This is a genomic window from Thauera aminoaromatica S2 (assembly GCF_000310185.1).
Taxonomy (GTDB): Bacteria; Pseudomonadota; Gammaproteobacteria; order Burkholderiales; family Rhodocyclaceae; genus Thauera; species Thauera aminoaromatica.
In genome coordinates, this window is the sequence record NZ_AMXD01000117.1 from 1 (window position 1) to 11,645 (window position 11,645).

Annotated in this window: 11 protein-coding genes; 5 read left to right on the forward strand and 6 right to left on the reverse strand. The window is 71.6% G+C overall.

Annotated features, from left to right (window positions below):
- The 4 genes from C665_RS15035 to C665_RS15050 all read right to left on the reverse strand — a co-directional run.
- On the reverse strand, window positions 1-978 hold a 978-nt coding region (locus tag C665_RS15035; protein WP_004321059.1), incomplete at its 3' end, for a type II secretion system F family protein.
- A 10-nt stretch (window positions 979-988) separates the two neighbouring features.
- Window positions 989-2,422 carry a type II secretion system ATPase GspE gene (gene gspE, locus C665_RS15040; RefSeq protein WP_004321060.1) on the reverse strand — a complete coding sequence of 478 codons (1,434 nt, stop codon included), beginning with the start codon at window positions 2,420-2,422 and terminating at the stop codon, window positions 989-991.
- A complete protein-coding gene (gspD, locus tag C665_RS15045) occupies window positions 2,422-4,608 on the reverse strand; it encodes a type II secretion system secretin GspD (RefSeq protein ID WP_012585542.1) in 2,187 nt (728 codons plus the stop codon). The genes gspE and gspD overlap by 1 nt, the downstream gene beginning before the upstream one ends.
- Window positions 4,605-5,159: a type II secretion system protein N gene (locus tag C665_RS15050; RefSeq protein WP_245537182.1), complete on the reverse strand. Its 555-nt coding sequence runs from the start codon at window positions 5,157-5,159 to the stop codon at window positions 4,605-4,607. Before C665_RS15050 ends, gspD begins: the two co-directional genes overlap by 4 nt.
- A gap of 367 nt (window positions 5,160-5,526) precedes the next feature.
- On the opposite strand from C665_RS15050, the gene yoaA reads away from it, so the two are divergent.
- From yoaA to moaE, 5 genes are all read left to right on the forward strand, one after another.
- Window positions 5,527-7,488, forward strand: a complete 1,962-nt coding sequence (yoaA, locus tag C665_RS15055; RefSeq protein WP_004321063.1) for a DNA repair helicase YoaA — start codon at window positions 5,527-5,529, stop codon at window positions 7,486-7,488.
- A 76-nt stretch (window positions 7,489-7,564) separates the two neighbouring features.
- Window positions 7,565-8,059, forward strand: a complete 495-nt coding sequence (gene mobB / locus C665_RS15060; protein WP_004321064.1) for a molybdopterin-guanine dinucleotide biosynthesis protein B — start codon at window positions 7,565-7,567, stop codon at window positions 8,057-8,059.
- A complete protein-coding gene (locus C665_RS15065; protein WP_004321065.1) occupies window positions 8,056-9,261 on the forward strand; it encodes a molybdopterin molybdotransferase MoeA in 1,206 nt (401 codons plus the stop codon). The genes mobB and C665_RS15065 overlap by 4 nt, the downstream gene beginning before the upstream one ends.
- A 54-nt stretch (window positions 9,262-9,315) precedes the next feature.
- Entirely contained in the window at window positions 9,316-9,576 is a 261-nt protein-coding gene (gene moaD / locus C665_RS15070; protein WP_004321066.1) for a molybdopterin converting factor subunit 1, read from the forward strand.
- 2 nt (window positions 9,577-9,578) lie between these two features.
- Window positions 9,579-10,118 (forward strand): molybdopterin synthase catalytic subunit MoaE, encoded by a 540-nt coding sequence (moaE, locus tag C665_RS15075; protein WP_004321067.1) that lies wholly within the window; start codon window positions 9,579-9,581, stop codon window positions 10,116-10,118.
- Window positions 10,119-10,245: 127 nt separating this feature from the next.
- On the opposite strand, the gene C665_RS15080 is transcribed toward moaE, so the two are convergent.
- Both C665_RS15080 and C665_RS15085 read right to left on the reverse strand, forming a co-directional pair.
- Window positions 10,246-10,752, reverse strand: a complete 507-nt coding sequence (locus C665_RS15080) for a phasin family protein (RefSeq protein WP_004321068.1) — start codon at window positions 10,750-10,752, stop codon at window positions 10,246-10,248.
- Between the two features lie 218 nt (window positions 10,753-10,970).
- A complete protein-coding gene (locus C665_RS15085; RefSeq protein WP_004321069.1) occupies window positions 10,971-11,507 on the reverse strand; it encodes a TPM domain-containing protein in 537 nt (178 codons plus the stop codon).
- Window positions 11,508-11,645: the final 138 nt, after the last annotated feature.

The following is an 11,645-nucleotide window of genomic DNA, read 5'->3' on the forward strand; positions in this document are numbered from 1 at the left end:
CAGCGGCCGCCCTTCGCGCACCTGCTCGGCGGCTTCGCGCACCGCGGCGCGGATCGGCAGGCGCTGCACCACGCGGCCGGCGGCGTCGAGCGCGGCGAGCAGCGGTACGCCGCTGCCGACCAGGATGGCGAGCGTGCTCGCGAAGCGGGTGGCGTCCAGGCTGCGCAGGTGGCGGCCGAGCACAGGCAGCGCGAGCAGGCGGCGGTCGAAGGCGTGGCGGATGCGCTCGTCGCGCAACAGCGCGAGCGCGCCGAGCAGGGCGGCGGCACCCGCGGCGAGCGCGAGCCAGCCCCAGTCGCGGATGAAGTTCGACACCCCGATCATGATGCGGGTGAGCAGCGGCAGGGCCTGCTTGCTGTGCGCGAACACGCCCACCACCTGCGGCACCACGAAGACCATCAGCCCGGTCACCACCAGCAGCGCCACTATCGCCACGAGGGCCGGGTAGATCAGCGCCTGCATCGTCTTCCTCTGCAGGTCGGCGCCGCGTTCGAGGTGGTCGGCGAGCTGGTTCATCACCGCGGCGAGCTCCCCGGACTGCTCGCCGGCGGCGATCGCCGCGCGGTAGATCGGCGGGAAGGCGCCGCTGTGGCGGTCGAGCGCGATGCGCAGGCTGTGGCCGGAGATGACGTCGGAGCGGATCGCCGCCAGGGTGTCGTGCACGCGCTCGCTCTCGGCCTGCTCGATCAGCGCCGACAGCGCGTGCTCGACCGTGAGCCCGGCGGCGAGCAGGGTCGCCCACTGGCGCGACAGCAGCGCGAGCTCGCTCACCGGCAGGCGGCGGCGCGCCTGCACGCGTGCGAGCCAGCCCGGGCGATCGGCGGCAGCGCGGGCCTGCTGGCCGAGGTCGATGACCTCGACCGGATGCAGGCCGCGCTCGCGCAGCGCGCTGCGTGCGGCGCGGCCCGAGTCGGCCTCGATCACGCCGGTGCTCGGCGTGCCCTGGAGGTCGAAGGCGCGATAGCGGAAGGCGCTCATGACAAATGGCTCAGGCGCGGATCACGCGCTGCAGCTCGGCGGCGCTGGTCAGCCCGCTGGCGACGTGGCGCAGGCCGTCCTCGTGCAGGCTGTGCATGCCGGCGGCGCGCGCGTGGGCGCGCAGGCGGTCCTCGTCGGCGCCGTCGTGGATCAGGCGGCGCAGGCCCTCGTCGACCACCAGCAGCTCGTAGATGCCGGCACGCCCGCGGTAGCCGCTGTGGCCGCAGTGCGCGCACTGGCCGGCTTCCCAGCCCCGCGTCGTGCTGGCGGGCGCGGCGGGCTGGCGGCAGTCGGGACAGAGCTTGCGCACCAGGCGCTGGGCGAGCACGCCGCGCAGTGTGGAGGCGAGCAGGAAGGGCTCGATGCCCATGTCCACCAGGCGGGTGAGCGCGGCCGCGCTGTCGTTGGTGTGCAGGGTGGCGAGCACGAGGTGGCCGGTGAGGCTGGCCTGGATGGCGATCTGCGCGGTCTCGAGGTCGCGGATCTCGCCGATCATGATCACGTCCGGGTCCTGGCGCAGGATGGCGCGCAGCGCGCGCGCGAAGTCGAGCTCGATGCGCGGGTTGACCGGGATCTGGCCGACCCCGGGCAGATCGAATTCCACCGGATCCTCGACCGTGACGATGTTGAGGCGGCCGGCATCCAGGCTTTGCAGCGCCGCGTACAGCGTGGTCGTCTTGCCCGAGCCGGTGGGGCCGGTGACGAGCAGGATGCCGTGCGGCCGGGCGAGCAGGTCGGCGAACACGGCGCTGGTGTCGGGCGCCATGCCGAGGCCGTCGAGGCCGATCTGCCCGGCCTGCTTGTCGAGCAGGCGCAGCACCAGGCGTTCGCCGTGGGTGGTCGGTACGGTGGACACGCGCACATCGACCGCCCGCCCGGCCAGGCGCAGGGTGATGCGGCCGTCCTGGGGCAGGCGTTTCTCGGCGATGTCGAGCTGCGCCATGATCTTGATGCGCGAGGCCATCGCCGCGTGCAGGCCGCGGCGCGGTCGGGCGATGTCGCGCAGCACGCCGTCGCGGCGCAGGCGCACCACCGACTCGCGCTCGTAGGGCTCGATGTGCACGTCCGAGGCGCCGTCGCGCACCGCCTGGGTGAGCAAGGCGTTGATCAGGCGGATGATCGGCGCGTCGTCCTGGGTGTCGAGCAGGTCCTCGACCGCGGGCAGCTCGGTCATCAGGCGATCGAGGTCGACCTCCTGACCGACGTCGGCGACGATCTCCGCCGCACTGTCGCCGGCGCCGCCGTAGGCCTCGGCGAGGCGGGCGTCGAAGAGCGCGCGCGGCACGCGCTGCAGGCGCAGGGGCAGGCCGAGGCTGCGGCGCACTTCGGCGAGCGCTTGCGGGCGAACGTCCTCGCGCACCAGCACCTCGGCGTGTTCGGCGCCGAGGGCCGCGACCAGCACGCCGTGGTCGCGCGCGAAGCCGTAGGGCAGCTCGAAACCCATCAGCGCGGGGCCGCCGGCGTCACGGCGGGCTGCAAGGGGCGGAAGGCGAGGTCGACCACCGGCGCCGGCTCGCCCGGCGGCGGGTCGCGCAGCAGATTGGCGCCCGAGGGCAGCTGGTCGCGGCGGCCGATCACGTAGTCGTAGCGGCTGTCGGTGAGCGCGGCGTAGCTTTCGCGGTCGCGCAGGATCACCGGGCGCAGGAACACCACCAGGTTGGTCTTGGCGCGCTTGCGCGTGTCGTAGCGGAACAGGCTGCCGGCGAAGGGGAGGTCGCCGAGCACCGGCACCTTCTCCTCGCCGCCGCTGTAGCTGTCCTCGACCAGTCCGCCGAGGGCGAGGATGGCGCCGTCGTCGACCAGCACCATGGACTCGATCGAGCGCTTCGTGGTCACCGAGTTGCCGGCGGCGGCGCTCTCGGCGCTGCCCACCACGGCCGAGGCCTCCTGGTAGATCTGCAGGCGGATCGCGCCGCCCTCGGAGATCTGCGGCTTGACGTGCAGGGTGAGGCCGACATCGCGGCGCTCGATGGTCTGGAAGGGGTTGGCGGGCGTGGTGCCGCCGCCGGTGTTGGCGTACTGGCCGGTGACGAAGGGCAGGTTGCGACCGACGACGATGCGCGCCTCCTCGTTGTCGAGGGTGATGAGGTTGGGCGTGGACAGGATGTTGGCGCTGACCTCGTTCTCGAGGAAACGGGCCAGCACGCCCAGGCTAAGCACTTCGCCGATGCCGGGCACGTTGACCTTGCCGCCGCCCACCACCAGGTTGAGGCCATTGTTCGGCAGCGTCAGCCTGGTCCGGTCGGCGCTGCCGGCGATGAGCTGGCCGAGGTTGCCGCCGCCGCTGTTGAAGAGCTGCGCGCCGAGTACGCCGACCTCGCCCGCCGAGGCGCCGGCGACCCACTGGAAGCCGAACTCGGCGGCGCGCTCGGTGGAGATCTCGGCGATCAGCGCCTCGATGTAGACCTGCGCACGGCGGCGGTCGAGCTGGTCGATGACCGCGCGCAGGTTGCGGTAGACGGCGTCGGGCGCGGTGATGATCAGCGCGTTGTTCACCGCGTCCGGCTGCACCATGCCGCCGCGCGTGGCGGAGGAAAGACCGCCTGCTGCGCTGCCGGAGGTGGAGCCGGTGCCGCGCAGGGGGGCGCTGGCGACGCCCATTCCGGACGGGGCGGAACTGTCCGTGCCGAAGCCACTGCCGCCGCCGCTGTTGCGCGACAGCGGCTGCGTGCTTGCAGCGTCGCTCGTGCCGCCCTCCCCGGCGAGCGCGGCATTGAGCGTCGCGGCGACCTGGACGGCGTCGGCGTTGCGCAGATACACCACGCGAATGTCGCCGCCCGCGCCCGGACGGTCGAGCGCGGTGACGAGCTGGCGCAGCGCGGCCAGGCGGCTCGGCGTGTCGGCACGCACCAGCAGGCTGTTGCTGTTGGGTTCGGCGACGATCTGCGGCGGTGCGAGCCCGCCCGCGTTCTGGCCACCGGTCTGCTGCTCGGCGAGCAGGCGGACGAGCACCGGGGCAAGGTCGTTGGCCATCGCGTGCTGCAGCTGCAGCACCGCGACGTCGCCCTGCGGCGTGTCGATCGAGTCGATCACGGTTGCCAGCCGGCGCAGGTTCTCGGCGTAGTCGGTGACCACCAGGGTGTTGTTGCCGGGGAAGGCGGTGACCGCGTTGTTGGCCGAGACCAGCGGGCGCACCACGTTGACCATATGCACCGCGGATTCATGGCGCAGCGCGAACACCTGGGTCACCAGGCGGTCGCCGCGCGCTGCGCCCGCGCCCGGACGGCCACTGACCACCGGCACGCCGTGCAGCTTGGCGTCGGCCTCGGGCACGAGCTTGGTCACGCCCGACTCCTCGATCGCCGCGTAGCCCTGCAGGCGCAGCGCCGACAGCAGGATCTGGTAGGTCAGCTCCGGGGCCACGGGGGTGTTGGTGACGAGGTTGATCTTGCCCTTGACGCGTGGATCGATGAGAAAGTTGCGCCCCGAGATGCGTCCGATCGCCTGGATCACCGCGTCGATCTCGGCGTTCTGGAAGTTGAGCGCCACCGGCTCGCCCGCGGCGTGCACGAGGCACGAGCCGAGGCCGAGCGCGGCAATGGCGAGCGCGCGCAGCGCATTGCGCAACACGGCTCGGCCCCGCGCGGGGAAGGAACGAGGAAGCGGTCGGAGGGTGGAAAGGCGGGTCATCGGGGATCGCGTCTGGGCCCGCCATCGGCGACGGGCGTGGGTGGGCGGGAGGACTCGCCGCGCTCGCTGGCGCGCGCGGGCAGGGCGAGCGTGCTGCGGCGGCCATCGAGCTCGAATTCGGCGGCCTCGGGCAGTAGGCGGACGAGCCTGCGGCCATCGGGCAGGGCCTGGCCGGGGCTCAGGCTGAGGCTGGAGCCGTCCTCGGCCTGCAGGATCGCGAAGCCGGGCAGGGCGCCGAAGCCGGTGGCGATGCCGGTGACCGTGTAGCGTGCATCCGGGCCTGCCGCGCGCATCGGGGCCTTGTCGGCGACCGGTGCGGCACGACCCACATGCAGGCCGATGCGTGCGGCCACCTTGCGGGCGTCGGTCTCGTGGCGCGCAACCGCAGCCACCGGCGCGGGCGCCGCAAGTTGCCAGAACAGCTCCGCCGCCACCCAGGCGCAAGAGGTCAGCGCGAGCAGCCAGGCGAGCGTGGGCAGGGTGTTCGGCAGGGAGCGGAGGGCGGCGGTGTGGCGGCGGGAATACGTCGGCATCGGCAGGAGCGGGGACACTGGTGAAGACCGCAGGCGCGATGTCCGGCGCGCGCGACGGGATCGCAGCGACAGGTCGTCTGTCGTTCGGCGCAGGGCATGGGACGCCACCGGAATGCGCGTTTTCGGGAAAGCAGGCGCCAGTTCGCATGCGTGGGCTGGCGTCCGTCCCCTCATGGGGCCATTCGGGGTGATCGCCGTTCTGTCGCTGGCAAAGGCTGTGGACTATCGGCTGGAGATGTTGCAGTGGTGTTGCCGTCGACCGGACCCGGGGCGTGCCGCGATCGCCCGAGCGGGCCGTGGAGCCTCGTGGGCGCGGCAAGCGAATAGGCTAGTTGCACCGAAACTGGGATAATGTACAGCTTGCCCCGGAAGCCCACGACGCATCATGTCCGACCCCGCCCCGATCTTCGCCGACGACGGCCCGCTCGCCGCCGCGATCCCCGGTTTTCGTGCCCGTCCGCAGCAGATCGAGATGGCGCAGAAGATCGCCGAGGCGCTGCGCGAGAACCGCGTGCTGGTGGCGGAGGCCGGCACCGGCACCGGCAAGACCTTCGCCTACCTGGTGCCGGCGCTGCTGGCCGGGGGCAAGGCCATCATCTCCACCGGCACCAAGACGCTGCAGGACCAGCTCTTCAACCGCGACCTGCCCACCGTGCGCGCCGCGTTGAAGGTGCCGGTGACGATCGCGCTGCTGAAGGGGCGCGCCAACTACGTCTGCCACTACCACCTCGAGCGCAACGCGCGCGACGGCCGCTTCCTCACCGCGCAGGACGCCGCAGACCTGCGCGCGATCACGCGCTTCGCCAGGCTCACGCAGACCGGCGACAAGGCCGAATGCACCGACGTGCGCGAGGACTCGCTGGCCTGGCTCGCCGCGACCTCGACACGCGACAACTGCCTCGGCCAGGACTGCCCGCACAAGGACGAGTGCTTCGTGATGCAGGCGCGGCGCAACGCGATGGAGGCCGACGTGGTGGTGGTCAATCACCACCTCTTCTTCGCCGACGTGATGTTGCGCGACGAGGGCATGGGCGAGCTGCTGCCGGCGTGCAACGCGGTGATCTTCGACGAGGCCCACCAGCTCCCCGAGACCGCGAGCCTGTTCTTCGGCGACAGCGTGTCCACCGCCCAGGTGCTGGAGCTGGCGCGCGATACGCGCTCCGAGACCGTGGCCGCGGCGCGCGACTGCGTGGCGATGATCGACCAGACCCGCAACCTGGAAAAGGCCGCACGCGACCTGCGCCTGGTGTTCGGGCCGGAGAGCGCGCGGCTCTCCGCCGCGCAGGCCGCCGAGCATGAGAACTTCGACGCCATGGTCGAGGCGCTGGAGAAGGCGCTCGCCGACTTCCACGCGGTCCTCGCCACCCAGGCCGAGCGCTCCGAGGGCCTGGGCAACTGCCTGCGCCGCACCGAGGAGATGTCCGACCGCCTGGCGAGCTGGCGCAAGCCCGAAGACAAGGAGCTGATCCGCTGGGTCGAGGTCTTCACCCAGTCGCTCGCGCTCAATGCCACCCCCCTGCACGTGTCGGACGTGTTCAAGCGCCAGCTCGAAGGCCACCCGCGCGCGTGGATCTTCACCTCGGCGACACTGGCGGTGGGCAAGGCCGACTTCGGTCACTACTGCCGCGAGCTGGGCCTGGCCTGGATGGACCCGCCGCCGCTCACCGCGGTGTGGGGCAGCCCCTTCGACTACGCCGAGCAGGCGCTGCTGTACGCGCCGGCCGGCATGCCCGAGCCCAACTCGCCCGACTACACCGAGCGTGTCGCGAAGGTCGCGCTGCCGCTGATCCGCGCCGCAAGAGGGCGCGCCTTCGTGCTGTGCACCTCGCTGCGTGCGATGCGCCGCATCCACGAGCTGATCCTCGACGGGCTTGCGCAGAGCGGTGACGCGCTGCCGGTGCTGCTGCAGGGCGAGGGTTCGCGCACCGAGCTGCTCGAGCGCTTCCGCCGCCTGGGCAACGCGGTGCTGGTGGCGAGCCAGAGCTTCTGGGAGGGCGTCGACGTGCCGGGCGACGCGCTCTCGCTGGTGGTGATCGACAAGCTGCCCTTCGCGCCGCCCGACGACCCGGTGCTGGCGGCGCGCGTCGAGCACATGCAGAAGCAGGGCCTGAGCCCCTTCGTGCATCACCAGCTGCCCAAGACCGTGATCAACATGAAGCAGGGCGCCGGGCGCCTGATCCGCAGCGAGCGCGACCGCGGCGTGCTGTGCATCTGCGACCCGCGCATGATCGACAAGTCCTACGGCAAGGTCGTCTGGCGCAGCCTGCCGCCCATGCGCCGCACGCGCGCCGAAGCCGACGCGGTCGCCTTCCTCGAGAGCCTGCCGCCGCCGCGGCAGGGCGGCTGAGCTGGGTCAAGGGTGGGCAGCGGCGCTCTGTTGTATCCTTCGGCCCTGCTCATATCACGCCGTGGGGCGAGTCTCGATGAAAGTCTTCGGTTTCGCCGGCTGGTCCGGCTCCGGCAAGACCACCCTGGTCGAAAAGCTGATCCCCGAATTCACCGCGCGCGGTCTGCGCGTGTCGGTGATCAAGCACGCCCACCACGGCTTCGACCTCGACAAGCCGGGCAAGGACTCGTGGCGCCACCGCGAGGCCGGCGCGATGCAGGTGCTGATGCTGTCGAACGACCGCTGGGTGCTGATGCACGAGCTGCGCGGCGCCCCCGAGCCCACGCTGGACGAGCAGCTGCGCCTGCTCGAACCCTGCGACCTGGTGCTGATCGAAGGCTACAAGGCGGCGGCGGTACCCAAGATCGAGATCCACCGCCCCTCGCACGGCAAGCCGCCGCTGTGGCCCGAGAACCCGCACGTGGTCGCGGTCGCCACCAACGGCGAGATCGACTGTCCGCTGCCGCGTCTGCCGCTCGACGAGCCCGCCGTGGTCGCCGACTTCATCCTGGACTACTTCAAGAACCGATGAACCCCGACATGCTTTCCTTCGACGAGGCCTACGAGAAGCTGCTCGGCTTCGTCCGCCCGGTGCGCGAGGTGGAGGAGGTGGACACCCTGTTCGCCGCCGGCCGCGTGCTCGCGGTCGATCAGCATTCCACCATCGACCAGCCGCCGATGGACAACTCCGGCATGGACGGCTACGCCCTGCGCGCCGTCGACGTGCCGGTGGCCGGAACCCGCCTGCCGGTGAGCCAGCGCATCCCCGCCGGCAGCGTCGGCCACGAGCTCGCCCCCGGCACCGCCGCGCGCATCTTCACCGGCGCGCCGCTGCCCCCCGGCGCGGATACCGTGGTGATGCAGGAGCTGTGCGAGCACGCCGGCGACGAGGTGGTGGTCAACACGGTGCCGCGTGCCGGCGAGGCGGTGCGTCGCATGGGCGAGGATGTCGCCCGCGGCGCGCGCGTGCTGCCCGCCGGGCTGCGCCTGAGCCCGCAGGCGGTCGCGCTCGCCGCCTCGGTGGGTCTGGCGCGGCTGCCGGTGCATCGGCGCGTCAAGGTCGCCGTCTTCTCGACCGGCTCCGAGCTGGTGATGCCGGGCGAGCCCCTGCCGCCCGGCGGCATCTACAACTCCAACCGGTACCTGCTGCGCGGCCTGCTCGCCGGGCTAGGCTGCGAGGTCGAGGACTTCGGCATCGTGCCCGACCGCTTCGACGCCACCCGCGAGGTGCTGCGCCGCGCGGCCGAGGGACACGATCTCATCCTCACCAGCGGCGGCGTGTCGGTGGGCGAGGAAGACCACGTCAAGTCGGCGGTCGAGGCCGAGGGCAGCCTGGACATGTGGAAGATCGCGATGAAGCCGGGCAAGCCGCTGGCCTACGGGCGGGTGCATGGTGCCGCCTTCATCGGTCTGCCGGGCAACCCGGTGTCGAGCTTCGTGACCTTCCTGTTGATGGTGCGGCCCTTCCTGCTCGCCACCCAGGGAGTGAGCGAGGTCGCTCCGGCGTCGATGCAGTTGCGCGCCGACTTCGACTGGCCGCGGCCCGACCGCCGGCGTGAGTTCCTGCGCGCGCGCATGAACGCGCAGGGCGGGGTGGAACTCTTCGCCAACCAGGGCTCGGCGGCGCTCGAGTCCACCGTGTGGGCCAACGGCCTGGTCGACATCCCGGCCGGCACGGTGATCGCGTGCGGCGAGACGGTGCGCTTCCTGCCCTACGGCGACCTGCTGCACTGAGGCGCGGATGGGGACGAGCGGACGCGGACGGGCAATCAAGGGAACGAGACGGACATGACGAGCAAGGTGAAGATTCTGTATTTCGCGAGCCTGCGCGAGGCTGTGGGGTGCGCCGGCGAGGAGCTGGACCTGCCCGCCGGCGTCGGCACGGTGGGGGCCTTGCGCAGCCACCTGGCCGCGCGCGGCGAGGGCTGGCAGGCGCTGGCGGCCGGGCGCAACGTGCGCGCGGCGCTCAACCAGAAGATGGCGGGCGCCGATGCGTCGCTCGATGCCGGCGACGAGGTCGCCTTCTTTCCGCCGGTGACCGGAGGCTGACGATGGTGGAAGCGAGAGCGCAGGACGCCGCCGAGGTCAGCGTCCAGCACGAGGACTTCGACGTCGGGGGCGAGATCGCGCGCCTCGGCGAGGGACGGCGCGACGTCGGCGCGGTGGCGAGCTTCGTCGGCCTGGTGCGCGACGCCAACGACGGCAGCGGCGTGCGCGCGATGACGCTGGAGCACTACCCGGGCATGACCGAGCGCGCGCTCGAGGAGATCGTCGAGCAGGCGAAGGCGCGCTGGTCGCTGCTCTCCGTGCGCGTCATCCACCGCTACGGCCGCCTGGAGCCCGCCGACCGCATCGTCTTCGTCGGCGTGACGAGCGCGCATCGTGGCGAGGCCTTCGCCGCCTGCGAGTTCATCATGGACTACCTGAAGACGCGGGCCCCGTTCTGGAAGTGCGAGGAGACGCCGCAGGGCGCGCGTTGGGTCGATGCGCGCGAGAGTGACGACTCGGCCGCTGCGCGCTGGGCCGCCTCCGGTGCGCAGGTCCCCGCGGGCGAGGGCGAGGACTGGGACGACATCGAGCTGCGGCGCTGAGGGGGCGAGGACGGCCGGGGAGGCCGCCCTTTGCGGGTTCTTGCGGGATGCGGATCAAATAAAACGGCGCCGCAAGGCGCCGTTTTCAATCGCAGCGGGAACGGCCCGCCACACGAGGCGGAGGCGTTCAGCGACGACCCTTGCCACCCTGCTGGGTGAAGGCCTGGAAGGCCTGGGTGGAGGCGCGCGTCATCTGTTCGAAGGCCGCACGGGTGGTGTCCATCGCGGTCTGCATCGCGCCCAGCGCGTTCTGATCGGCGATCGGCATGCCGGTGAACATCTTCTGCATGGCTTCGAACATGTCGGTGCTGCCCGAGCTCAGCTGCTCCCCCACCAGCCGGCCGAACTCGGCCTGGGTGGCAGCGGTGATCTCGGCAATCTGGCGTGCGCACGCGAGCATCTCTTCGGTGGTGCGCTGCGCGTAGCTCGCGCGCATTTCCATCGCGCCCTGCGGGTCCTTCGCGGCCGAGAGGGCCTTGGCGTTCTGCACGCCTTCCTCGAACAGACGCTTGGCCGTGGTGACCTGGATCTCCATGATGCGCTGCGAGTTCTCGATCGACATCTGGGCCAGGCGCATCGCCGCCTCGAGGTTCTTCTTCTGAAGTTCGTTCAACTGTTCCTGTTTGCTGGCCATAGGCTCCTCTCCACTCGCACGTATCGGTTGTCTGACTTTTTCCGGGCTTGGCGCCCTCGGGACGGTGTCCCTTGTTGTTCTCGGGCCGGCACATCCTCACCGACTTCACCATCCCGGCTTCCACAATAGCACAGCTCGCTTGCGGCTCCGCGGCGCATCCGGTGCTTCGACGGCGTGACGGGTGCGTATGATGCTGCGCTGCAACAGCTTCGGTCGCTTCAGCGCAGCACCGGGCGGTCGGAGAGACCGCCACCGCTCGCAAGGCCGGTGGCGCCCGCCCCGCGGAAAGCCGCGCGCAGCAGCTGGTCCAGGCAATCCACCGCGGCCGCGAGCGCGTCCTCGAAGCGCGCTTCGCGGCAGGGCGTGGCGAGGCGATCGACCAGTGCCTGCCAGGCGGCGGGTTCGAGCTGGCGTGCGAGCGCACGATCCGCGACGATCTCGATGCGGTGCTCGGCGAGCAGCAGATAGACCAGCACGCCGTTGTTGTCCTCGGTGTCCCACACGCGCTGCTTGCCGAACAGCGTGATCGCGCGGTCGCGGATTACGCTCGCGAGCGCCTCGCGGCGCGCGAGGTGGCGCCAGAGGTAGCTCGGCGGCAGGCTGGCCTCGACGCACAGGCAGATCTGCCCGGTGTGGCCGGTCTCGCTTGAGCGAACACGCGCTTCCAGGCGGTCGAGCGCCGCCTCGCCGAGTGCGCGACGGGCGTCGTCGGCGTCGAGCCAGAGGTGGCGCAGGAGCCTGCGCAGTGTCTCCATCACCAGCTCCCCGAGGCGCCGCCGCCACCGAAACTGCCTCCGCCGCCGGAACGGAACCCGCCACCCCCGAGCCTGCCGCCGCCCAGGCCGCCGAGGCTGCCGCCGCGGATGACCGGCCCTCCGCCGCGATGCGGCGGA